The sequence below is a fragment of the Mucilaginibacter sediminis genome (assembly GCF_051903035.1).
In the GTDB taxonomy this organism is placed as follows: domain Bacteria; phylum Bacteroidota; class Bacteroidia; order Sphingobacteriales; family Sphingobacteriaceae; genus Mucilaginibacter.
Map to the genome: position 1 here is coordinate 643,608 of NZ_CP170602.1, position 25,535 is coordinate 669,142.

Here is a 25,535-nt window from a genome sequence, read left to right on the forward strand (position 1 = left end):
TAAAAAAATAGCCACCCGAAAACCGGAGGGCTATTTTTAATATAATGGATTGGATCAACTCAATCAACCACTCACTCAATCAACTACTTCACCAACTTTAGGCGTATTTAAAAATACAAAGTTGTTGTCAAACATATCCACCTTAATGGTGCTGTCTTTATCTACTTTGCCGGCCAGGATCTGTTTGGATAGTTCGTTCAGGATCTTTTTCTGGATGACACGTTTTAACGGACGGGCACCAAATTGCGGATCGTAACCTAACTGGGCCAGCCAGTCCAATGCTTCTTCGCTTGCTTCCATCGTGATGCCCATTTCGGCCAGGGTATGTTGTACCTGGGCAAACTGTAGTTTCACAATGTCCTGTATCTCGTTGCGGCTTAGCGGTGTAAACATAATGATCTCATCTATCCTGTTTAAAAACTCGGGGCGGATGGTTGCCCTTAACAGGTTAAATAACTCATTTTTGGTTTTGGCTATCAGTTCATCGCGGTTACTATCTTCCAAAGTCTGGAAGTTTTCCTGGATGATGTTTGAGCCAATATTGCTGGTCATGATGATGATGGTATTTTTAAAGTTTACCACCCGGCCTTTATTATCGGTTAAGCGGCCATCGTCCAATACCTGCAGCAAAATGTTAAATACATCCGGGTGCGCTTTTTCAATCTCATCTAATAGTACCACGCTGTACGGCTTCCTGCGCACGGCTTCGGTTAATTGGCCGCCTTCATCATAACCTACATAGCCCGGAGGCGCTCCTATAAGCCTTGAAACAGCATGGCGTTCCTGGTATTCGCTCATATCTATGCGCACCAGGGCGCCTTCGTCATTAAACAGGTATTCGGCCAGGGCCTTGGCCAGTTCGGTTTTACCCACACCTGTTGTGCCTAAAAATATGAATGACCCTATTGGTTTGCGCTTGTCCTGTAAACCGGCGCGGCTGCGGCGTATAGCATCACTTATCGCCTCTATCGCTTCCTCCTGCCCGGCAACACGCTTGTGCAGCTCGCCTTCCAGGTTTAACAGTTTTTCTCTTTCGCTTTGTATCATTTTGCTCACCGGGATGCCTGTCCAGCGGGCTACCACGCCGGCAATATCATCGGCGGTAACTTCCTCTTTCAGCATGCGGCTATCGCTTTGGTTTTCCAAAAGGGCGGCTTTCAGTTTTTCAACCTCGGCCTGGGCCTGTACAATGGTACCGTAGCGTAATTCGGCTACTTTGCCATAATCACCGGCACGTTCGGCCTGTTCGGCTTCCAGCTTATAATTTTCAATCAGTTCAACCTTAATGTTTATGCCGTCGACCAAATCTTTTTCTCCCTGCCATTTGGCGCGGAGCGAATCGCGCTCGGCCGACAGGTTGGCAATTTCCTCGCTCAGGTCAGTTACCTTACGGTCGTCACGTTCGCGTTTAATAGCCTCGCGCTCAATTTCCAGCTGCATAATGCGGCGTTCCAGCTCGTCAACCACTTCCGGTACCGAATCCATTTCCAGGCGCAGTTTTGATGCGGCTTCATCCATCAAATCGATAGCTTTATCCGGCAAAAACCTGTCGGCTATGTACCGCTGCGACATTTCTACAGCGGCAATAATGGCTTCGTCTTTAATCCGCACCTTATGATGAGTTTCGTAACGTTCTTTTAAACCACGTAATATCGATATGGCATCGGCGGCATCCGGTTCTTCAACCATTACCTTCTGAAAACGGCGTTCCAGCGCTTTATCTTTTTCTAAATATTTTTGGTATTCGTTAAGGGTAGTCGCGCCTATCGACCGTAATTCGCCACGGGCCAGGGCTGGTTTTAAAATGTTGGCAGCATCCATAGCGCCTTCGCCACCACCTGCGCCAACCAGCGTATGTATCTCATCTATAAATAAAATGATCTCGCCATCGCTTTGCGTAACTTCTTTTATAACGGCTTTTAGGCGTTCTTCAAACTCACCTTTATATTTGGCGCCTGCAATTAATGCGCCCATATCTAACGAGTAAACTGTTTTTGTTTTTAGGCTTTCGGGTACATCGCCTTTGATTATCCTGAAAGCAATACCTTCGGCAATGGCAGTTTTACCAACACCCGGCTCGCCAACCAATATCGGGTTGTTTTTGGTACGGCGGGATAGGATTTGGATAACACGCCTAATCTCGTCGTCGCGGCCAATAACAGGGTCAAGCTTGCCGCTTTCGGCATACTCGTTCAGGTTACGGGCATATTTATTGAGGGCATTGTAGGTTGCTTCGGCATTTTGGTCGGTTACTTTGCTATCGCCGCGTAAAGCGATAATGGCTTTTTTAAGATCCTTTTCATTTACACCAAAATCTTTAAGCGCGCCGCTTACTTTGCCACCGGCTGCCAGCAGACCCAACAGGATATGCTCAACCGATACAAATTCATCTTTAAATTCTTTTAAGTATCCTTGCGCTTTTTGCAGTGCCGAGTTACTATCTGACGATAAGTAAACGTTGCTGCCACTAACCTTCGGGAACGATGTTATCTGGGTATCCAGTACCTCGTTCAGGCGGTTAAGGTTAACATTAAGCTTTTTTAGTAAATAGGAAATAACATTTTCATCAACCAGCAGTAAACCTTTTAACAGGTGCGCCGGCTCAATTGCCTGCTGCTGATTACCGGTAGCAATTTCAGAGGCTTTTTGTACAGCCTCCTGTGCTTTTATTGTAAAGTTGTTAAAATTCATAGTGATTTAGTGTTATGAGTTGTATTAGTCAAATCCCTTGCCAGTTGGCCAAACATGATAAAAAGTCACGTAAAAAAAAGATTAAGCGTCATTTTGTCGCGGCCTATAATAATTGTAGCATTTTTAATACTTTTATCCGTTTGGTAAATATCAACTCATGTTGAATACGCGTTTTTTTTTCAATAGCCTGCCTGTTAAGTACAGATCATTGTACAAAGATTTTTACACGTACCAGAATTTGATTGCTGTACGGGCAGCCAGTATCATATTTTTATTGTTGAATATCATTATAAGGTTGCTGTATGTTGTTTTCCCGGCAAGCCTTACCAAAGCGCAAAACTTTCCCGAATTTAACACAAGCAACTGGGTGTTCCTGATAATAACCCCGTTTTTCCTGATAGCTGCCAACCTGCTGATACTGGAATATAAAAGGCAAAAAAAAAGCACCCAGCTTATGGCGTTTACGGTATTTTTATTTTCGTTGTACATTATTACCTGTGGCATGTATTCCAGCTTTATAGCCACGTCCGATCCAAGCAATTCGCTTACACTTTACCTGATAGCTTTATGCCTCATAAGCGCGACCGTAGTATTTGAGTATTACGAATCGATTATCCTTATTATAGGCGTAGAGTTGTTTTTTACTGCTTTGTTGCTTTATAGCCAAACATCGCCCACGCAAATGGTTTATAATCAGTTAATTTCAGTGGTGTTATTGTCTGCTTTTTATTTAACCTCCCGGTACTTTTTTACTTACAAAGCCAATAGTTACCAGCAGGTTTTACAAATAAGTGAAAAAAATGAACTGATAGAAGGGGCCAATGTATTTAAAAACCAGGTGCTGGGTATGGTAGCTCATGATTTGCGCAACCCTATTGCCTCGGTTGAATCGATAGCGATGATGATGGAACTTGATGAGGTGACCGAGGATACGCAGGATAATTTAAATATGATTAAGGAGTCGTGCGCCAAAGCCCGGTCGATCATTGACGACCTGCTGGATGCCGCCCGCAATGAAAACGGGAGACCTATTGAAACCGAAAGAACAGAATTAAATCAGCTGCTTAAAACCGCTGTAGATTCCTGGCGGACCCAGGGCAGACTGAACGTTGATGTTATTTTTATCAGCAGTGTAAACCCCGCTTATGCACTGATTAATAAAGAAAGGTTTTCCCGCGTGATTGACAACCTGGTGAGTAATGCCGTGAAATTTTCAAAGGATAACAGCCGTGTTGACGTGCGGTTAAGCCAGGTTAATAAGGATGTGATTATTGAGGTTCAGGATTATGGCATGGGGATTCCTGAGGCTATGCTGCCCGAAATATTCAACCGCTTTACCAAGGCCGGCCGCACCGGCGTGCGTGGCGAAAAATCAACAGGTTTGGGGCTCAGTATTGTACGCCAGATAGTTGAAAGCCATAAGGGTACTATCCACGTGGAAAGTACAGAAGGCAAAGGGTCTGTTTTTGTAGTGAAATTGCCGGTTAGTTAGTTCATTTCGCTTCGCTGTCATTGGTCATTGTCGCTGTGCTTGTCATTAGTCATTTCGCTTCGCTGTCATTAGTCATTGGTAGTCGTAAAATTTCGCGAAACTCTGAAGGGGGAATGACATCGTAAAAAAGGGCTGTCATGGTGAGCTTGTCGAACCATAGCGGGTAAAGGCCTCTCCGCGCGACCCTTCGACAGGCTGCCATTGACACATTTATAACTTACTGATTATCAATTGCAAAAAAAGTGTCATTTGCAATGCGATCATTTGTGCTCAAATAAAGGTTACTCAGGGTGACAGGCCAACGCACCTCGAAAAGAAAAGATATCAGGGGTAGATTTATTAGAAAAATTAAAACAATCGTTAGCCCAATCAAACTTGCCCTTAAATGACCAATGACTATTGACCGAAAACTGATTTTGCTTTTTCCATTGTTTTCTCCAAATCAATTGCCTTTCCTAATACCCCTTTAAACAAATCACCTTCAACTTTTAGCCTGTCTATCGAATTAAATATGGTAAAGTCCTTCATGGTGAGGCCTGGTTTTACTTCGTCCCAATGCAGGGGCATAGATACGGTAGCGCCAATTTTGGGGCGGAGTGAGTAGGGGCCTGCTATGGTAGCGCCGGGTCGGTTTTGTAAAAAGTCAAGGTACATTTTGCCATCACGCTTTGCCACCATCCGTTCCACGGTAGTGTAATCGGGAATTTGTTTGTGAACAATGTTTACAACAATACGTGCAAACAGCTGGGTTTGATCATAACTATACCTGGCATCGGTTGGGATATATATATGCATGCCGGTTGAGCCGGAAGTTTTGCAGTAGGAGGGAACATCAATGGCATCCAATATTTTTTTTACCTCCAGCGCTGCGGCGATTACCTGGTCGAACGTGTTTTTGTCGGGGTCAAGGTCTATCACGCAATAGTCCGGGTTATCCGGCGATTGGATACGACTGAACCAGGGGTTCATCTCGATGCAGCCTAATGATGCCATCCATAATAGACTTGCCTCATCGGTGCCCACCAAATATTCTTTGTGTTCGCCTTCACCGTTGGTATACGGAAATGTTTTTACCCAATCGGGCGCTTTGCCTTTTACATCTTTTTGGTAAAAACTTGGGCCGTGAATACCGCTGGGAAACCGGTTAAGCGACATGGGGCGATCTTTCAGGTAAGGCAAAATGTACTCGGCTACCTGGTAATAGTAGTTAAACATATCGCGCTTGGTTACCTTATCCTCGGGCCAGTAAATTTTACTCAGGTGGGTAAACTTTAAATCGTGGCCGCAAATTTTGCGCACCTGGGTTTCGTCGGTTGGGTTTAGCAAGGTTTTTCTTCCTTTCTCTTTTGGCGGTTTTATGGCCGAAGTATGGTTATCTTCATGTTTTTCTTCCGCTTGTTCAATAGCTGTCCCGATAGGTTCTGCAACTTCGCGAACTACCTCTGTTGCCTTTTTATCAACGCGCATACCCTGGAATGACGGGTGACGGAACACGCCGTCGCTGGTAACTTCGCTAAAAGCTACTTCGCAAACCAGTTGGGGCTTTAGCCAGGTTGCCTTGGCTTTGGGTGGATTAAGCCTGAAACGCGATGGTTTGTTTACATCAGGAATAGTGTCAAAAGGACTTTTATCAGTTATTAAAGGCTTAAATTGTACCATCATTTCCTTTTGTACTTTATCCGAAAAGCCTGTTCCCACTTTACCTACATATTGCAGGTTTTTATCTTCATAAACACCCAGCAGCAATGAACTGAACTGTTTAGACGTATCCTCGTTTTTGGTAAAGCCGGCTATCACAACTTCCTGCCGTTTGTGTACTTTAATCTTCAGCCATTCCTTTGAGCGCGTATCTGAAGCGTAGGTGCTATTGGCTTTTTTTGCGATAATGCCTTCTAAGCCCATCCGCTCGGCCGCCTTAAAAAAATCAATGCCGCTGGCGTCAAACACTTTACTGGTGCGCACGCGGTCATCGTTGGTTGGTAAAACCTGTTTGAGTATGGCTTGCCGTTGCGATAAGGGCAAATTCACCAGGTTTTTGCCATCGTACCATAAAATATCAAAAACATAATAAACCAGTTCGCCATCGGCTTCGCTGCGCCAGTTTTGTAGGTTGCCGAAGTTGGAGATGCCTTTGTCGTTCAAAACCAGGATCTCGCCATCCAACACGGCGTTAGTCTTCCAACCCTGTAGCAGTTTGTAGATAGGGTAAAACTTTTGGTTAAACGTTTTATTGTTGCGGGATAATAGCTCCACCTCTCCCTTGTTCACGAAAGCAAGTGCGCGGTAACCATCCCATTTTACCTCGTAAACCCAATCAGGGTCGTCAAAAGGTTCATCAACCAAAGTGGCCAGCATAGGTTTTATCCCGGTTGGCATTTTAGCTTTGGGGGCTTTTTTTAATATCGCGGTAATGTCAATATCTTCCTGTTCAGCCACGCTTTCCTTGGGCTCGGTTGCTTCAATCACTTTTTTTGTTGATGCGGCCTTCTTCGGCTTTTCAATGTTTTTTTCATGTCCGTTTTGCCAAACCTTGTCACCGGTTTTTTCCATTGCTTCAATGGTTTTGCCCGATATTACGGATTTATCTTCTTTGGTAATATCTTTTTTTGATGCAAAATCGTCATCGTGTTTTATAAGCAGCCACGCATTATCGCCCATGCCGTGGGTTTTTACAAGGGCAAACTCGCCTTCCAGCTTTTCGCCATGAAGCTTTATTTTTAATGATCCGGATTTAAGTTCTTTCAACAGGTGCTTTTCCTGCTCTTTTTTGCCTTTAATTTTTTCGATGGGTTCATAGGTGCCTTCGTCCCAAACGATAACCGTACCGCCGCCATATTCGCCTTCGGGGATGATGCCCTCAAAGTTGCGGTAATCATAAGGATGATCTTCTACCATCATAGCCAGCCTTTTGGTTTTTGGATCGGTTGACGGCCCTTTGGGCACCGCCCAGCTTTTGAGTACGCCATCCATCTCCAGCCTGAAATCGTAATGCAGCCGTGAAGCATCGTGCTTTTGTATCACAAAAGTCAGGCTGTTTTTATCCTTGCTTTTACCGGCTTTTGGTTCGGCTGTTTTGGTAAAGTCGCGCTTTTTGGCATATGTTTCCAGGCTCATGGTGCTGATGTTTGATTATTAGGATAACATCATGAGTGAGAAGAAGGTTTTAGGTTAGTTCATTGGTTCATTAGTTCATTGGCATTTCGGTTGGTGCCAACACAGGAGCGGAACAGGTGTGTCACCCGTACCAGGGTGTCTCAGGGTGTTTCACCCCGTACCAGGGTGTTTCAGGGTGTTTCACCCCGTACCAGGGTGTTTCTGAGTGTTTCATTTACGGGTGGTACACACACTTTGTTGGTTATGCATAGTACCGAAAAAGGCTTGTTTTTTTAACCGGGACATTGTTCATTATTATTTAAACCAATACGGCAAAAATCAGTCATACCATAAAAAAATATAAACTATGAAAAAGATATTCATGATGATAGCTTTTATAGCAGGGCTGGGCTTATTTGCACACGCCCAGGAAAAAGTAAAGGCGACGCCGGCGTTAAGGGCTGCAAAACAAACTAAAGTATTAACCAAACAGCTTAACCTGAGCAACAGCCAGATAACCCAGGTAAACGCGGTGCTGCTGGAGCAGGGTAGAGGACTTGATAGTTTGAAGGCCCTTAAAGGTACAAATGATAAAAAAGAACAACGGTATTCACATAAACAGATCCGTGACAACGCGCAAACTAAACTGGAGGCCATTTTTACTGCCGAACAAAAAACAAAATACCTCGCTTTTGTAGAAGCCCAAAAACAAAAAAAGGCCGCCAGGAAAGAAGCGAAGACATCGCCGGAGCCGCAGAACTAACTAATTGTATTTTTAGGAAAGGATTTAACCCCCGCACCATAATAAGCCGCTTTGATATGCCAGGGCGGCTTTGTTTTGTGCGCCACGGCGAAAATTTTCCCAATTTGATGCCCTTCGTACTTCATTAAGAATTATTTGTGCTGCTTAAAATACAAAAGCATTCTGCCTTGAAGCAGGAGGGTTACAGTTTTTTATCTAATAAAGGCGCGTTTTTTAATAAATCGCATCAAAATCTGCAAAAGTCATCAACATAACCAATAAATAATCAAAATATTTTAATCGTAGGGCACTATTGGTATTATTATTGCGTTAAATAAACATATTGATATACAGGCAGATAATGTGTTTAAATGACAATTATTTATTTATCAATATCGCACTTAAATGCTTGCTGTATTATTAAATTGTTAATAGTTAACTTTTTTACTTAAAATATTTGCAAAATAAAAGATGTGTAGTATATTTGCAGTGTAGTATTTGTAAGGCGCTGAACGGCAGCACCAGAAGGTTCGAGACCTCCCTTACAGCTCTTCTCATAATTTAGGTTTATAATTGGTTAGAACGCGCCCCTGCCCATCAGAGGGCGCTTCTTGTTTCTATAGGTTTTTAAAACTTTCAAAACCGAATCTGAAAGCATCCAACCTATCTAAAGGTTGTTTGATGAATTTGGATGATTACCCGTTGATTACTGGGCAGTTTATGAAATTCGGTAAAAAAAGCGCTCAAATGATTTGAGTTATCTTTATTTGCTTAACCTGCGTTATTCAATAAAACTACGCCAATGATTCTTCCAATAATGCTTCAAAATAAAATCGATATGTTTACCTGTTGAAACAGGCGTCTCACCGTTAATCCGCACTTTCCATTTTTTTATAAAAACACGCTTTTGACCGTTGAGTTTATAAAACGAAATGCCATAGTCACCGTTATCGTCATACTCAATATTGCCCACGTTGATGATCTTTGAAGCAGTAATGTAAAAAAGGTTGCTGCTCCAAACTCTTCCCATACAGCAATCCTTGTAACTATAGTAAAATTTTGTTGTTGGTATCCTTTCCGCATTTGAACAATCGCCGGCTAATTTGAATGTGTTTGATTTTACGTCGTAAATAATCAGGTCCTGTGCACCCGAATCTACTCCCCTTAGTTCTACGGTGATATCTTTATAGTCATCTCCATTAAAATCAATGAATTTAAAATAAACCACTTCGTCATCGGCGGTTGCTTTATAAACTATTTTGCCGCTTTTATCTTTTATATAAAACCTGCCAGGGCTAACGCCATCACCAAAGGTATTTATCGCAGTATAACTAATACCGTTTATAATTTCGGTTTTACTTTGTCGGACTGAATCTTTTTTTGAGGTTGACGGTGTTAAAACCGGCTTCAAGTTGAAATGTAAATGCAATTGCACGACATTAGACAACGTTAAAAAAAGCGATATTTTACCAATAAAATTCATTAATGTAATATAATAAATGACTTACCAATTTACATTTTTTAATACAAAAAAATAGTTTTTGCCTGCTTTAAATGAAGGTTAAAAATCGCTGATTTGGGAATAAAGAAGAATGGGAAAGAGTTAGGTGTCTTTTTTCCTTGTTGTCAAAAAATATTTATACTTTTCTGCAGTTATCCGCATAAATGAAATAAGTTCTGTAACGGATTGAGTACAATTGTATGGATTAAACACCGAAAACCGGGTTCTATGTTTTATCAGGTAAATATGTTTTTTCGATTTAACTTAATTTGTCACATCCGCTTTAAATTGTACCTGCCAATTTTAACCATCCACAATAACCATCATAGAGCCATAAAACAAAATACTTATACTACTGTATTAATCTAACAAAACCACTTGCTTATGAAAAATCCGGTCTACGCAGATTTAAAGCATGCCGACGGCAGTTTACGAAATATTATCATTGAACCGGTATTGGAACATAACCTTGCGGATACGGGGGTATATAAAATTTACAAAACTTCGGTAGACAATGAGTCAATGCTGTTTACGGAAGAAATGGAGATTGATGGCGACGGCCCCTCTTTAGCCGATGAAGATAATCCCGATTATTTGGGCACCATATATTTCCCCCAGTCGGGACCCTGGCACTACGAAGGCGAACTGCTCAGCAACGGCGAGCAGCAGCAAATTATATCTATATTACAACAGAAAGCATAGTGCTGTAGTCTATAGTCGAAAGCTTTAAACTTAAAGTCAAAAGAACTAAATCCGACTTAAGACTTGCGACTTAATTAGTCCCTTTTACTTTCATTTGAAAAGTATACACCGCTTTTGACGCCGTTATAAATAATACATCCCGGTTTTTACCGCTAAAACAAATGTTGGCTGTCCAGGGTTCATCAATATCAATGTGGCCAATTTTTTCGCCTTTCGGGTTAAAAATAGTTACGCCCTTACCGGTAAGGTATATGTTGCCCAGTTCGTCAATCGTCATCCCGTCTGATCCCATCGCCACAAAAAGCATTTTGTTGGTTAATGAACCGTCTTTATTAATATCGTAGCGATAGGTTTTGTTATCCCCTATATCGGCAACAAAAAGATGTTTGCCATCGGCAGTGCCAACTATGCCATTAGGCCTTACAAATTTATCATCAACCATAACGGCTTCATGTTTACCTTTTGGCAGGTAGTAAAGCTTTTGGCCATCAAGCTCGGGCTTTTTGTGCGTCCAATAGTCGCGTTGGTAATAGGGGTCGGTTATATATAGCCCACCATCCGGCCTTACCCAAACATCATTAGGTCCGTTAAATATTTGCCCTTTATAGCCGGTAAGTAATACTTCTATTTTTCCTTTCGGGCTGATAGACCAAAGTTCGTTTTTACCATCGGCACAGCTTATGAGGTTGCCCTTACTGTCAAAATCCATTCCGTTGCTGCGGCCGGCGCTATCCATAAAAACAGAAAGTTTGCCATCCGTGCTATACTTCCAGATCTTATTATTGGGCTGATCCGTAAAAAATACATTGCCTTTTTTGTCAACAGCAGGCCCTTCGGTGAATGCGAATTGTTTGGCAATTAACACTGCTTTGGTGCCGGCACTGTAAAGGTTGGTGGTATCCTGCGCAAATGCGCTATATGATAATGTTAATAAGCACGAAATCAACAACGGTAGTTTTTTCACGATATCAGATAATTGGTTTGCTAATGTATGTTGTTTTTGAGTTAGAAAAAAGGTTTTCGTTGTAGAGACGCAATATTTTGCGTCTCCGATATGCAAATAAATCATGCAAATGGAATTCTGTAAATTTCCCCATCTGGCGGGAGACGCAAAATATTGCGTCTCTACGGTCTTAAGAAACCATTAAAAACGCTATTTTTGCACCTTTATTAAAAATACCGTTCAAAACATGAGTATTGCACTATCCGAGCAGGAAATTATCCGCCGCGAATCTTTACAAAAATTAAGGGAACTGGGCATAAACCCGTACCCCGCCGAAGCATTTGATATTAACGCCTGGGCACAGGATATTACCGATAATTTTGCAATAAAACCCGAGGCCTACCAAAATGTACTTATCGCAGGCCGTATCATGACCCGCCGTATCATGGGCAACGCATCATTTGCCGAGTTGCAGGATTCAACCGGCCGGATCCAGATCTACCTGAAACGCGATGATATTTGTCCTGATGAGGATAAAACTTTATACAATACCGTATTTAAAAAACTACTTGATATCGGCGATTACATTGGTATTAAAGGTTATGTATTTTTAACCCAAACCGGCGAGATCTCGGTTCACGTTCGTGAATTGATTGTTCTTTCTAAATCGCTTAAACCGCTACCTGTTGTTAAGCGCGAGGACGACGGAACCATTCATGATGGCTTTACCGATCCTGAGCTACGCTATCGCCAGCGTTATGTTGACTTAACTGTTAACCCGGCCTACAAACAAATATTTATCAACCGGTCGAAAGTGATCAGCAGCATGCGCAATTATTTTAACGCGCAGGGCTGGATGGAGGTAGAAACTCCCATATTGCAGCCGGTACATGGCGGCGCAGCGGCGCGTCCGTTTGCCACGCACCACAATACGCTGGATATGCCTTTGTTTTTGCGCATAGCCAATGAACTTTACCTGAAACGCCTTATTGTTGCAGGTTTTGATGGTGTATATGAATTTGGTAAAATGTTCCGTAACGAGGGTATGGACCGTACACACAACCCGGAATTTACAGCCATGGAAATTTATGTAGCCTATAAAGACTATATATGGATGATGGCCATGGTTGAAGAATGTTTGGAAACTGTTGCAAAAGCTGTTCACGGTATTCCCGTGGTTCAGGTGGGCAGCAACGAGATCAACTTTGCCGGTCCGTACGAAAAATTATCCATGTACGATTCTATCCTGAAATATACAGGGATAGATGTATCGGCCATGGATGAGGCCGCTTTGCGCGAAACCTGTGCCGAGCTGAAAATAGAAGTTAACCCAACCATGGGTAAAGGCAAACTGATTGACGAGATCTTCAGCGCCAAGGTTGAGCATAACCTAATCCAACCAACTTATATTACCGATTACCCAATCGAAATGACCCCGCTTGCCAAAAAACATCGTACCAAAGATGGCCTGGTAGAGCGTTTTGAGTTGTTTGTAAATGGTAAAGAGATAGCCAACGCTTACTCGGAGTTAAATGACCCGATTGACCAGCGCGAACGTTTAGAGGAGCAGTTGGTACTTGCAGGCAGGGGCGACGACGAAGCCATGGCCATGGACGACGACTTTTTACGCGCCCTGGAATACGGTATGCCGCCAACATCGGGCCTGGGTATCGGTATCGACAGGTTGGTGATGCTGATGACCAATCAGAGCACTATCCAGGAAGTATTATTCTTCCCGCAGATGCGCCCCGAGAAAAAAGCTAAAGTTGTTACTGCTGACGACTTTATAAATATAGGTGTTAAGGCCGAGTGGGTACCCGTGCTTAATGCAATGGGGTTTAATGCGGTAGATGAACTAAAAGCCGCCAACCCCAACAAAGTATTTAATGATCTTGGCGGCATGCGCAAAAAATTGAAGCTGGATATTACCATGCCTACCAAAGACGAGGTGATGGCCTGGTTTAAATAATATACAAGAAAACTAACGTTACCTTTTACAACGACCGCGAAGTGCCTTATTTAAAGGCACTTCGCGGTCGTTTTTTTATTAATTAATGGCGCTTTTTGAGACCGTTGCTGAGTGCCAGTTTTCTTCCGTCTTGATTCTTGACTCTTAATTCTTGACTCTCCGCTCCGATTGTCGTCAAAAGTTTTACATTTGCTTTGTTAAAATAAGAACTATCCATGGTTAAATTCAACCGGTTTACACTGGATAATGGCCTCCGGGTTATTGTTCATGAAGATAATACCACGCCTATGGCAGTGCTCAACATTCTGTATGATGTTGGTGCACGCGACGAAGATCCCGAGCAAACGGGCTTTGCTCATTTGTTTGAGCACCTGATGTTCGGCGGATCTGTAAATATTCCAAGCTACGATGAGCCACTGCAAAGGGTAGGAGGCGAAAACAATGCTTTTACCAGTAACGATATCACCAACTATTACATCACCCTGCCATCGGCCAATATCGAAACAGCATTTTGGCTCGAGAGCGATCGCATGTTAAACCTCGCCTTTAGCGAAAAAAGTCTTGAGGTGCAGCGTAACGTGGTAATTGAGGAGTTTAAGCAGCGTTACCTTAACCAGCCTTACGGCGATGTTTGGCTAAAACTGCGCCCGCTGGTTTATAAACAGCACGCTTACCGTTGGGCTACCATTGGTAAAACCATCAAGCACATCGAGGATGCCAAAATTGAGGATGTGAAAGCATTCTTTAAAAAACATTATAACCCGCAAAATGCCATTATGGTAGTTGGGGGCAATATCACAACCGAAGAGGTTAAAAAGCTCTCCGAAAAATGGTTTGGCCCAATCCCCGCAGGCGATAAATACACACGCAACCTGCCGCAGGAGCCCGAACAGCATGACGAACGCCGCGAAACCGTTACCGCCAAAGTACCGTTGAACGATGTGTACATCGCGTTCCAGATGGGAGCAAGGCTGGATGATGATTATTACCCGGTGGAATTACTGAGTGATATCTTGTCGCGTGGGCACTCCTCACGGTTGTACCGCAGCTTGGTACAGGATAAGCAAATTTTTAGCGAGGTACATGCCTATATTACCGGCAGCCTGGATAAAGGTATGTTTGTGTTAGAAGGCAAACCCCTGGAAAACGTTAGTATTGAGCAGGCCGAAGCCGCGTTTTGGGACGAGCTGGAAAAAGTAAAAGCCACGGAGATTCCGGCTGATGAGTTGACCAAGGTGCAAAACAAGACCGAATCGACCATGGTGTTTTCTGAAATGTCGTTGTTGGATAAAGCCATGAACCTGGCCTCGTTTGAACTGCTGGGCAATGCCGACCTGCTGAACCAGGAAACCGCCAAATACCTGGCGGTAACTCCTGCGCAGATCAAAGAAGCCGCCAACAAGATATTCAGGAAAGATAATTCATCAACGCTGATATACCTGGCCGAGAAAGCAGAAGTTTCTGAATCAGAATTTTCAGAATTAGAGAATTAACAGAATTGGAATTTGTCTGAACCACGATTTTTCAGATTAACGGATTTACAGGATTAGTCTAATCAAATCCAAAAAATCTGATTAATCTGCTTAATCCGGGTTCAGAAAAAAGAATTACTGACCAATGACCAACTTAGATAGAACATTAGCCCCTGATTTTAAGGCTATCGATAATATAAACCTGATACGGCCCGCGCATAAAAAGCTCGGTAACGGCTGTAATATATTTTGCTTTAACTCCGGCGACCAGGAATTGGTACGTATAGAATGGATTTTTGGCAACCTGCGTTTTAACCCGGCGCTGCCGCTGTTGAACATGGCCGTAAATACTATGCTCACCGAAGGTACCAGTACATTAACCGCGGCCCAGATTGCCGATAAGGTTGATTTTTACGGCGCCTTTTTGCAGGTGGAATACGGGTACGAAAACTCGCAGGTTGTATTGTACAGCCTTAATAAGCACCTGCACCATACCTTGCCGGTTATTGTTGATATTTTAACCAATTCAACCTTCCCCGAGAAAGAATTGGAAACTTTTAAACGTAACCAGCAGCAAAAACTACAGGTTAGCCTGCAAAAAAATGATGTTGTTGGCCGCCGCAATTTTAACAAGGCGGTTTATGGCGATACCATATACGGAGTGGGTGCAAGCTTTGATAATTATAAAGCCCTGCAGCGCGATGAATTGGTTGCACACTATAAAGAGCAATACCAGCCATCAAACTGCACCATTATCATTTCAGGGAAAATTGAACCGGAAACTTTGACCCTTATTACTGATACGTTTGATAAAGGCTGGGTTAATGGCAACAAACCCGCCGATACTACCCAACCCGAAATTGTACCGGCTACAGAGTTATTTTACTTTACCGAGAAGCCAGAAGCCCTGCAATCGGCCATAAGGATAGGTACACCGATGATTAACCGCAGCCACCCGGACTTTCAGCAACTACAGGTGTTGAATACGGTTTTGGGCGGCTATTTCGGGTCGAGGCTGATGGCCAACATTCGCGAGGATAAAGGTTATACGTATGGCATCGGCTCGGGGCTGGGCTCGTTTAAACAGGCCGGGTCCTTCTTTGTAGCTACCGAGGTAGGGGCAGATGTGTGCAAACCGGCCCTTGCCGAAATTGAAAAGGAAATCAATATCCTGAAAGCCGAACTTATCCCCGACGAAGAGCTTTCATTGGTACGCAACTACATGTTAGGCTCGCTGTTGGGTAGCCTGGAGAATGTTTTTTCGCATGCCGATAAATTCAAGAGCATCTATTTTGCCGGTTTGGATTATGATTATTACGACAGGTATGCAGCTACAGTAAAAAGTGTCGATTCTGCAAGGTTATTGGAATTAGCCAATGAATATTTCCATTTTGAGCGTTTTTATAAAGTGATAGTAGGAAAGTATTAATTTTTGATTTGGGATTTCGGATGTTCGATTTCGGATTTGGTCTTTAATTCCGAAATTGAACATCCGAAATCCCAAATTTCCCAAATATCACAGAAAGGCAATTTTTAAATAATTCCGAAATCGAACATCCGAAATCCGAAATAAAAAGTTAGCTTTGCCCGGCAAATAATAACTCCAAAATAATTATTTGCTATGCAGTTAGACCCATCTAAATTTGTTGCCGAAGGATTAACTTACGACGACGTTTTACTACTCCCCGCTTATTCAGAAGTATTACCGCGCGATGTTAATACCAGCAGCTGGTTAACCAAAAACATCCGTTTAAACATTCCCATCATTTCGGCAGCTATGGATACTGTTACCGAAGCTGGCCTGGCTATTGCGATTGCCCAGGCGGGTGGTATAGGTATGCTGCATAAAAACATGACCATACAGGCCCAGGCCGATGAAGTTCGTAAAGTTAAACGATCTGAAAGCGGCATGATCCAGGACCCGGTTACCTTGCTGGAAGATGCCCTGCTTGCAGATGCATTCCAGATCATGAAGGAGTTTAGCATAGGTGGTATCCCGGTAATTGATGCCGATCATCGCCTTAAAGGCATTATCACCAACCGCGATTTGCGTTTCCAAAAAGATATGAGCGTTCCGGTTAGTACCGTAATGACTAAAACAAACCTGATCACAGCTCCCGAAGGTACCACACTTACCGAGGCTGCTGCGATACTGCAAAGCAATAAAATTGAAAAATTACCAGTTGTAAACACCAATGGTAAACTGGTAGGTTTAATTACATACAAAGACATTCAGAAGGTTAAAAACTTCCCCAACGCCTGTAAAGACGAGTTTGGCCGCCTGCGTGTAGGTGCCGCCGTTGGCGTTGCGGCTGATAATATCGACCGCGTTACAGCCCTTGTAAACGCCGGTGTTGATGTGGTTACGGTTGATACAGCCCACGGCCACAGCAAAGGGGTTATTGATATGGTGAAAGCCATTAAAGCTTTACATCCAAACCTGCAGGTTATTGCCGGTAACATTGCTACAGGCGATGCAGCCATTGCCCTTGCAGATGCCGGCGCCGATGCTGTTAAAGTGGGTATTGGTCCGGGTTCAATTTGTACTACCCGTATTATTGCGGGTGTGGGTGTACCACAACTATACGCCGTTTACGAGTGCGCTAAAGCATTAGAAGGCCGTGGCATCCCGGTTATTGCCGATGGTGGTATCAAACAAACAGGCGACATTGTAAAGGCTATTGCAGCCGGTGCAAGCTCTATCATGGCAGGCTCACTGTTTGCAGGTGTAGAAGAATCACCGGGTGAAACCATCATATACGAAGGCCGTAAGTTTAAATCGTACCGCGGTATGGGTTCTGTTGAAGCAATGGCAAAAGGATCAAAAGATCGTTATTTCCAGGATGAAACAGATGTGGTAACTAAATTGGTTCCTGAAGGTATTGTAGGCCGTGTGCCATTTAAGGGCAATATGGGCGAAGTGATTTTCCAGTACATCGGCGGTTTACGCGCCGGTATGCACTACTGTGGTGCTGCCAACATTGAAGATCTGCAACGCGCCAAGTTTGTACGCATAACAGCAGCCGGTATGCGCGAAAGCCACCCGCACGATATTACCATTACTAAAGAAGCTCCTAATTATACAAGCAGGTAAGCAATTATTGAATTATTGAATGACTGAATTATTGATTTAAATACAGTAATTCAATAATTCGGTAAATCTATAATTCAGTAATTAAAAAACTAAAGAAGCGCTTAATTATACAAGCAGGTAGTTTTTGGTTGATTAGGTGAGCGGTTGGATTTTCTCCGGATAATAAAAAAGCCAGTATGGTTGTAAGTAAAACTTATAACCTTACTGGCTTCTCTTTTGGCAGCTATTTACTGGCCGTTAATAGACGCCGACTTTGGGATAATGCTGTTTGATGTTATTATTTTTAAAGCCTGGTCGTTGGTAAAGCCCTCTTTGGTAAGCGCATCAAAATACTCTTTATTTAGTTTTGCTATCTCGGCTATTTTGCCTGGCTGTTGGTAGTAAGTAAATTGTGCGTCAAGCAAGCTTTTTACCATGGATGTATACATGGGACCCATTCCACCCATGGCATTTGCCAACATGTTAGCCCCGTCTAAAGGTTGCCCTGTCCCATTTACCGGTGGCGGTGGCAATAATTCCACGTTGGTTATTTTTACGCCCTTATCCCCGGGCGATGAGTGTATAACATCAACATTGTAAAAATTAAAATAAGTTATTCCGTCGTTCCGTTTTCCGGCGCGTTCAATAATATCGATGCTTTTGGTATTGGCGGGAATCTTTTTAAAATAAACTTTAAACTCCAGCTTATCATTTGTTTTTTTTAAGGTGTTCCGAGTCTCGGGCGCTACGGCAATCCCTTCCGATTTTACGTACCCGTAGTGTTTATTATCAACATCTGTTTGAATATAAATTTCCCTGTTAAGCACAGCCCAGGCGTTGTCGCTGCCGGCATAATGTCTAAAACTTACTACGGTATACTGTTGATCTGTCTCAATTTTAGTGATGGTGCTTGTCGGGCTGTCAGTACTTTCAATATCGGGATTGGTAACAGTTTGGGCAAAAGAACTTTTAAGGCCGATTGTAAATAATACAGCTGCAAGTATTAGGGCTTTTTTCATATGGGTGTTTGGTTTATAAGGTTTGGTAAATGTAATTATGTAATAATACGTATTAAATGGATAAACGGCTAAAGTTAATGGATTATACTATCGTAACCTGTAAAGTGGTTACTGTAAATTTTATATTTGCGCCATGAAATCCATTTCCGTATTCTGCGGCGCCAACTTTAACGGCGATCCTTTATTAAAACAAGCTATAGAACAGTTAGCCGAAGTTATGGTAAACCGCGATATTACCCTGGTATTTGGCGGTGGAAAGGTTGGCGTAATGGGGCTTATAGCCGATGCCATTTTAAGTCGCGGCGGTAAGGCAATAGGGGTGATACCCCAATTTTTGATGGATAAAGAAGTGGGGCACACGGGGTTAACCGAGCTGCACATTGTAGATAACATGCACCAGCGCAAGCAAATGATGAATGATTTGTGCGATGGCATCATCACCCTGCCCGGCGGACTTGGTACCCTCGAGGAGTTTTTTGAAGTACTTACCTGGCTGCAGTTAGGCCTGCACAACCACCCGATAGGGCTGCTTAATACCGGCGGGTATTACGATTCGTTGTTAAAGCAACTGGATGTAATGGTTGAGGAAAAATTCCTGAAACCCACCAACCGCGAACTGGTGATTACCTCCGGCGACCCAATTGAATTGGTAAACCTGATGGACAGCTTCAACGCCAAGCCCGATGAAGTTTGGTTTAAGGACAGAAATCTGACATAGTTTGTTGTTTGCAGTTTATATATATTTTGATTACATAACGCCATTACTTTGGCATAGCCGGTTGTAATATCCTACAAAACTACAGCAAGTATCACACCACAACCAAACGGGTTATTCGATACAATCAGGATTTGTGGTTAATTAATCCGAAACTGATTTTACTAATACGAAGATCGATAATTTAGTACAATGGCATAATTATTTTAAGCGCGTTTTATAACACTATTTATCGGTGTATAATCCATCGTTTTAAAAGGTTTATCCATTTTTTGAAGTGCAATTAGCTTATATATTTACCCCAACCAATAATAACAGATCGGGTAGATGCTGCATCTTTTAACACGTGCACATGGCCGTGTTATGGCCTGTTTAAAAATACTATGTTCACAAAAGCCGCGAAGTGCATAAACACCTTTGCCCGAATTGTAATGTTAAAACCTATGTCAAAATTAAAACACGCTGTTTTTTTATTACTGTTAACAACCCTTTTTATTAATGCAGATGCACAAAGCAAGGCCAACTTATGGAAAGGCTTTGAAAGAATACAACTGAAATTTGCCGACCGGGATGCTTACTACGTTAAGCCCGCGCATCCGTTGCCTGGCAATCCCTGGGTTTGGCGCACATCTTTCCCCGATTGGCATACCGATATAGACAGTATTTTGCTTGCAAAAGGGTTTTATATAGCCTTTATCAATGTTGACAACCAGTATGGTGCACCATCGGCAATGAAGTTTTATGATGTATTTTACACTTATTTAACTACTCAGCTTGCCTTTGCACCAAAGGTAGCACTCGAAGCTGTGAGCAGGGGAGGCCTGTATGCTTATGCCTGGGCCAAACGCAATCCCGATAAGGTAACCTGTATTTATGCGGAAACGCCGGTTTGTGATATTAAAAGCTGGCCCGGAGGAAAGTTGAAGGGGGCCGGAGATGCAGGTGCCTGGAACGAACTAAAACAGGTTTATCATTTTACCGAAGAACAGGCTATTGCCTACAACGATAACCCAATTGATAACCTGGAAGGCCTGGCTTCGTTCCGTGTGCCCATTTTACATACCATAGGACTCGACGATAAACTTGCCCCGCCTGCCGAGAATAGCGATGTGCTGGCCAAACGCTATATTGCTTTGGGCGGTCCCATTAGCATCCATCCCGTAACACAGGGGCCAATGGAGTTACAGGGGCATCATTTTACGGTAGATCGCCCGGCTTATTACGCCGAATTTATATACAATAACTCATACCCGGTACAAAAAATACTGCCTTACACAGATTATGTCAAAACGGCCGGCGGCTTAAATAATTTTTACTACGCTGCTACAGTAAATAAAAAAAAAAAAAAAAAAAAAAAAAAAAAAATTTTTTTTTTTTTTTTTTTTTTTTTTTTTTTTTTTTTTTTTTTTTTTTTTTTTTTTTTTTTTTTTTTTTTTTTTTTTTTTTTTTTTTTTTTTTTTTTTTTTTTTTTTTTTTTTTTTTTTTTTTTTTTTTTTTTTTTTTTTTTTTTTTTTTTTTTTTTTTTTTTTTTTTTTTTTTTTTTTTTTTTTTTTTTTTTTTTTTTTTTTTTTTTTTTTTTTTTTTTTTTTTTTTTTTTTTTTTTTTTTTTTTTTTTTTTTTTTTTTTTTTTTTTTTTTTTTTTTTTTTTTTTTTTTTTTTTTTTTTTTTTTTTTTTTTTTTTTTTTTTTTTTTTTTTTTTTTTTTTTTTTTTTTTTTTTTTTTTTTTTTTTTTTTTTTTTTTTTTTTTTTTTTTTTTTTTTTTTTTTTTTTTTTTTTTTTTTTTTTTTTTTTTTTTTTTTTTTTTTTTTTTTTTTTTTTTTTTTTTTTTTTTTTTTTTTTTTTTTTTTTTTTTTTTTTTTTTTTTTTTTTTTTTTTTTTTTTTTTTTTTTTTTTTTTTTTTTTTTTTTTTTTTTTTTTTTTTTTTTTTTTTTTTTTTTTTTTTTTTTTTTTTTTTTTTTAACCCGCCCGGGTTTTGTTGATGTACCCATGTTACAGGCTACCGAACCAGGTGGCGAACTCACCCTGCCATTTAAAGGCACAGCTGTTGGTATTGCGGTGGTGGCTGGGCCCGATGCGGGCATTATATCTTACTCAATTGATGGTGGCGCTTATAAAGATCTGGATTTATTGACTGAATATTATAGCTGGATTCATCTTGGGGTTTACCATATATTGGGCGATAAGCTGAACAATGGCAACCATACTTTAAAAATTAAAATAAGCGATAAAAAGAACAATTTGAGTAAGGGCCATGCCTGCCGCATTGTTAACTTTTTTGTAAACAATAAATAAGTGATTGGTTGATTAGGCTTAATAAGTGAGTGGTTTTTAAAACCAAACCAACCTAATCCAACTCAATCAACCTAATTAAACCCAATCCAACTCAGTCTAACCAAAAAATAATTAAACTATACTATGAAAAGAAAAGCAGGACTATTGGGAGTCCTTTTATTAAGTACGTGTTTAGCTATCGCTCAGCAGGCAACAAGTTCAATTCCGGTTAAAACTCCCAAAGCGGTCATGGATCAGTTTATGGATAAACGTTTCGGTATGTTTATTCATTTTGGCCCGGTAACCCAGCGTGGTACCGAAATTGGCTGGAGCCGCAACGACCAGGTGTCTGAGGACGATTACGATAACCTTTACCATGAATTTAACCCGGTATTATTTAATGCCGATGCCTGGGTAAAGGCTGCTAAGGATGCCGGTATGAAATATCTCACCATAACAGCCAAACATCACGATGGCTTCCTGTTGTGGCCAAGTGCTTATTCGGATTATAATATTTCCAAATCGCCTTTTAAAAGAGATCTGGTTGGGGAGTTGGCCAAAGCCTGTAAAAAACAAGGCATTCCCTTTTGTATCTATATGACTGTGCTCGACTGGCATGACCAGGATTACCCGATAGATAACCCTCATCACCCCGAAATAAATGCCAGGAAAGGAGATATGACTGCTTTTAAAACCCGCATGAAAAACGAGTTGAAAGAAGTGATTACCAAATACCATCCGTTTATGCTTTGGTTTGATGGCTATTGGGAAAAACCATGGACAACAGAAGATGGCAAAGAAATTTACAGTTACATTAAAAGCGTTGATGCTAATGTAGTTATAAACAACAGGCTTGGGAAAATAAGCGATAAGCTTGGCGGCGATGCAGTAGGTGACTTTTTAACCCCTGAACAAACGATAGGCAAACTTAATATGGATGAACCATGGGAAAGTTGCATTACCATTTGCAACCAATGGGCCTGGAAACCAAATGATGGGATGAAATCACTAAAACAGTGCATCCAAACTTTGGTAACATCAGCATCGGGTAATGGCAACCTGTTATTTAACGTTGGCCCGGCGATGGATGGCCATATAGAAGCCCGGCAGGTAGCCCGTTTAAAAGAAATGGGGGCCTGGTTAAGGCAAAACGGTGAAGCGATTTATGGCACAAAAGGTGGCCCATACGCACCAACCGCCGAATATGGTGCAACGCGCTTGGGCAATAAAATTTATATCAATATTTTTCAACGTAAGGATAGCACACTAAATATTCCATTGCTGCCCAATGCCAAAATCCTGAAATCATACTTTTTGAACGGCAATGCGGTTGCAATCCGATCGGACAGTAAAGGCTATAAGATAGAGTTGCCGGCCACTTTACCTGATGAAAATTGCTCGGTAATTGTATTGGAGCTCGACGTGAATGCTATGGATATACCGGTAATAAAATTATAACCCGCACTAAATGAATTTTACAAAAAATATAACTATTTCGACTGTTCTTTTATTGCTGTCTACGTTTTCTTTCGCCCAAAAAAAGGCGCTTAAGTTACTTTACGATAAGCCCGCATCGCGCTGGGAAGAGACCCTTGCCCTGGGTAACGGCCGTTTAGGCATGATGCCTGATGGGGGAGTGAGCGAGGAGAAAATTGTACTTAATGACATTACACTCTGGTCGGGATCGGTACAGGATGCCAATAATTATGATGCCTATAAAAAACTGCCCGAAATAAAGGCATTGTTGTTGGCCGGTAAAAACGTGGAAGCACAGGCCTTGATTGATAAGGACTTTGTATGCAAAGGGCCCGGATCAGGAGGCAAACAATGGGGCTGTTTTCAAACGCTGGGCGATTTAAACCTGAAGTTTGATTATAATGGTGCAGATGCTTCAAAATTTACCAACTATCAGCGGGAGTTGTCGTTGGATAATGCATTAGCGAAAAGTACTTATACTGTTAACGGCGTTACCTATAAACGGGAGTATTTCACCAGTTTTGGCAATGATGTTGATATTATCAGACTTACTGCCGATAAGCCCGGCCAACTGAATTTCAGTATTGGCATTAGCCGCCCGGAGCGCTCAAAAACCACCACAGTTGGCAATACGCTGCAAATGGAAGGCCGGTTGGATAATGGCACCGATGGGAACGGTATGCAATACATTGCCAATGTGAAAGCCAAACTCACCGGCGGTACGTTAACCGCCACAGATAATAGCCTGGTTATAAAAAATGCTACCGAGGTTATTATCTACATTTCGGCAACTACCGATTTTAAGGGTCCCAATTTTAAGATTAAAATGGCTAAGAATTTAACTGATGCTATGTTAAAGCCCTATGCCTTAGAAAAGCAGGAACATACCAGGAAGTTTCAAAAGCTGTTTAACCGTGTAAGCATCAATTTAGGTGATGATAACCCTACAGAAACTACCGATCAGCGGCTTATTAGCTTCCATAAAGCACCTGCTGATGATAAAGGCTTGCCGGTATTGTTTTACCAGTTTGGGCGCTATTTAAGTATTTGCAGTACAAGGGTAGGCTTGTTGCCGCCCAACCTGCAAGGACTATGGGCCAACGAAATACACACCCCATGGAACGGCGATTACCACCTGGATGTAAACGTACAAATGAACCATTTCCCGGTTGAGGTTTCCAACTTGTCTGAACTAAACCTGCCATTGGTTGAGTTGGTGCGCGGCATGGTAAAAAATGGCGAGCGTACAGCTAAAGCTTATTACAACGCCGATGGCTGGGTTGCCCACGTTATCACCAACGTTTGGGGATGGACTGAGCCTGGCGAGAGTGCCTCATGGGGCGTAACTAAGGCTGGTTCGGGTTGGTTGTGCAGCAATATCTGGGATCATTATGCTTTTACAAATGATAAAAACTACCTAAAAAGTATTTACCCCATTTTAAAGGGTTCGGCCCAGTTTTATAACAGCATATTGGTAAAAGACCCTAAAAGCGGCTATATGGTTACTGCGCCGTCATCATCGCCCGAAAATAGCTTTATTATGCCCGATGGCAGCGGCAATCACGCCAGTATCTGCATCGGTGCAACTATTGATAATCAAATAATGCGCGAGTTATTTACCAATGTAATTACCGCTTCGGAAACTTTAGGTATTGATGCCGCTTTTCGTGCTCAATTAAAAAAACGGTTAACAGAAATTCCGCCCGCCGGTATCATCAGCAAGGATGGCCGCATACAGGAGTGGCTGGAAGATTACAAGGAAACCGAGCCACAGCACAGGCACATCTCGCATCTGTATGGCATTTACCCGGCATCCGAAATTACAGCGGACGGCACGCCCGAACTGGCAGCCGCAGCTAAGAAAACCCTGGATGTACGCGGTGACGATGGCCCAAGCTGGTCTATCGCCTACAAACTCTTATTCTGGGCGAGACTGCACGATGGTAACCGGGCCTATAAATTATTCACCGAGATCATGAAGCCGACTACAAGCACAGGTATTAATTATGGTGCGGGTGGCGGTATTTATCCAAACCTGTTATCAGCCGGTCCGCCGTTCCAGATAGATGGAAACTTTGGCACAACTGCCGGTATTGCCGAAATGCTGATCCAAAGCCATGAAGGCTATATCAACCTGATACCGGCAATTCCCGATAGCTGGAAAGCATCCGGCGATGTGAAAGGGTTACGTGCCCGGGGCAATTTTACTGTCGATTTTAAATGGAAAGATGGTAAGGTTATTAACTACCGCGTTACATCAACCACGCCGCGTAAAGTAAAAATAAAGGTTAACGGGGTGATGAAAGAGGTGATGGCGCAAAAGGTGTAGTTAAATCAACGTACTAAACTACCGTCATTGCGAGGCACGAAGCAATC

General features: G+C 42.1%; 17 protein-coding genes. 11 read left to right on the top strand and 6 right to left on the bottom strand.

Translation table 11 applies throughout. The features are described 5' to 3' along the window. Window positions 1–75: 75 nt before the first annotated feature. Window positions 76–2,691, bottom strand: coding sequence for an ATP-dependent chaperone ClpB (gene clpB, locus ACFGVS_RS02435; protein ID WP_439697291.1), 2,616 nt, complete (start codon window positions 2,689–2,691; stop codon window positions 76–78). Window positions 2,692–2,848: 157 nt separating this feature from the next. On the opposite strand from clpB, the gene ACFGVS_RS02440 reads away from it, so the two are divergent. Then, window positions 2,849–4,183, top strand: a complete 1,335-nt coding sequence (locus ACFGVS_RS02440) for a sensor histidine kinase (protein ID WP_439697292.1) — start codon at window positions 2,849–2,851, stop codon at window positions 4,181–4,183. Between the two features lie 396 nt (window positions 4,184–4,579). Here the strand turns inward: ACFGVS_RS02440 and ligD are convergent, their stop codons facing one another. Next, window positions 4,580–7,297: a DNA ligase D gene (gene ligD, locus ACFGVS_RS02445; protein ID WP_439697293.1), complete on the bottom strand. Its 2,718-nt coding sequence runs from the start codon at window positions 7,295–7,297 to the stop codon at window positions 4,580–4,582. Between the two features lie 346 nt (window positions 7,298–7,643). Here ligD and ACFGVS_RS02450 point away from each other — a divergent pair, with 346 nt between their 5' ends. Continuing rightward, window positions 7,644–8,039, top strand: coding sequence for a hypothetical protein (locus ACFGVS_RS02450; RefSeq protein WP_439697294.1), 396 nt, complete (start codon window positions 7,644–7,646; stop codon window positions 8,037–8,039). Between the two features lie 760 nt (window positions 8,040–8,799). On the opposite strand, the gene ACFGVS_RS02455 is transcribed toward ACFGVS_RS02450, so the two are convergent. Then, on the bottom strand, window positions 8,800–9,429 hold the full coding sequence (locus ACFGVS_RS02455; RefSeq protein ID WP_439697295.1) for a hypothetical protein: 630 nt from the start codon (window positions 9,427–9,429) through the stop codon (window positions 8,800–8,802). Window positions 9,430–9,903: 474 nt separating this feature from the next. On the opposite strand from ACFGVS_RS02455, the gene ACFGVS_RS02460 reads away from it, so the two are divergent. Beyond that, window positions 9,904–10,221, top strand: a complete 318-nt coding sequence (locus ACFGVS_RS02460) for a hypothetical protein (protein ID WP_274213778.1) — start codon at window positions 9,904–9,906, stop codon at window positions 10,219–10,221. Window positions 10,222–10,291: 70 nt separating this feature from the next. Here the strand turns inward: ACFGVS_RS02460 and ACFGVS_RS02465 are convergent, their stop codons facing one another. Then, a complete protein-coding gene (locus ACFGVS_RS02465; RefSeq protein ID WP_439697296.1) occupies window positions 10,292–11,185 on the bottom strand; it encodes an SMP-30/gluconolactonase/LRE family protein in 894 nt (297 codons plus the stop codon). Between the two features lie 226 nt (window positions 11,186–11,411). On the opposite strand from ACFGVS_RS02465, the gene lysS reads away from it, so the two are divergent. From lysS to guaB, 4 genes are all read left to right on the top strand, one after another. Beyond that, on the top strand, window positions 11,412–13,133 hold the full coding sequence (gene lysS / locus ACFGVS_RS02470; protein ID WP_439697297.1) for a lysine--tRNA ligase: 1,722 nt from the start codon (window positions 11,412–11,414) through the stop codon (window positions 13,131–13,133). Window positions 13,134–13,348: 215 nt separating this feature from the next. Further along, window positions 13,349–14,626 (top strand): M16 family metallopeptidase, encoded by a 1,278-nt coding sequence (locus ACFGVS_RS02475; RefSeq protein ID WP_439697298.1) that lies wholly within the window; start codon window positions 13,349–13,351, stop codon window positions 14,624–14,626. 124 nt (window positions 14,627–14,750) lie between these two features. Then, window positions 14,751–16,034: a M16 family metallopeptidase gene (locus tag ACFGVS_RS02480; protein WP_439697299.1), complete on the top strand. Its 1,284-nt coding sequence runs from the start codon at window positions 14,751–14,753 to the stop codon at window positions 16,032–16,034. A gap of 192 nt (window positions 16,035–16,226) precedes the next feature. Beyond that, window positions 16,227–17,699: an IMP dehydrogenase gene (gene guaB, locus ACFGVS_RS02485; protein ID WP_439697300.1), complete on the top strand. Its 1,473-nt coding sequence runs from the start codon at window positions 16,227–16,229 to the stop codon at window positions 17,697–17,699. A 227-nt stretch (window positions 17,700–17,926) separates the two neighbouring features. On the opposite strand, the gene ACFGVS_RS02490 is transcribed toward guaB, so the two are convergent. Beyond that, window positions 17,927–18,697, bottom strand: a complete 771-nt coding sequence (locus ACFGVS_RS02490) for a hypothetical protein (RefSeq protein WP_439697301.1) — start codon at window positions 18,695–18,697, stop codon at window positions 17,927–17,929. 133 nt (window positions 18,698–18,830) lie between these two features. On the opposite strand from ACFGVS_RS02490, the gene ACFGVS_RS02495 reads away from it, so the two are divergent. Then, window positions 18,831–19,415, top strand: coding sequence for a TIGR00730 family Rossman fold protein (locus ACFGVS_RS02495; protein WP_439697302.1), 585 nt, complete (start codon window positions 18,831–18,833; stop codon window positions 19,413–19,415). A gap of 1,298 nt (window positions 19,416–20,713) precedes the next feature. On the opposite strand, the gene ACFGVS_RS02500 is transcribed toward ACFGVS_RS02495, so the two are convergent. Continuing rightward, window positions 20,714–21,400, bottom strand: coding sequence for a hypothetical protein (locus ACFGVS_RS02500; protein ID WP_439697303.1), 687 nt, complete (start codon window positions 21,398–21,400; stop codon window positions 20,714–20,716). Here ACFGVS_RS02500 and ACFGVS_RS02505 point away from each other — a divergent pair. The 3 genes from ACFGVS_RS02505 (at window position 21,399) to ACFGVS_RS02515 (ending at window position 25,488) form a co-directional block, all read left to right on the top strand. Beyond that, complete coding sequence (locus ACFGVS_RS02505) at window positions 21,399–21,704, top strand: hypothetical protein (protein ID WP_439697304.1); 306 nt, start codon at window positions 21,399–21,401, stop codon at window positions 21,702–21,704. The genes ACFGVS_RS02500 and ACFGVS_RS02505 overlap by 2 nt on opposite strands. Before the next feature lie 123 nt (window positions 21,705–21,827). Further along, the gene (locus ACFGVS_RS02510; protein ID WP_439697305.1) at window positions 21,828–23,141 is read left to right on the top strand and encodes an alpha-L-fucosidase; all 1,314 of its coding nucleotides are present in this window, start codon (window positions 21,828–21,830) and stop codon (window positions 23,139–23,141) included. Between the two features lie 10 nt (window positions 23,142–23,151). Continuing rightward, window positions 23,152–25,488 carry a glycoside hydrolase family 95 protein gene (locus ACFGVS_RS02515; RefSeq protein WP_439697306.1) on the top strand — a complete coding sequence of 779 codons (2,337 nt, stop codon included), beginning with the start codon at window positions 23,152–23,154 and terminating at the stop codon, window positions 25,486–25,488. The last annotated feature ends 47 nt before the right edge of the window (window positions 25,489–25,535 follow it).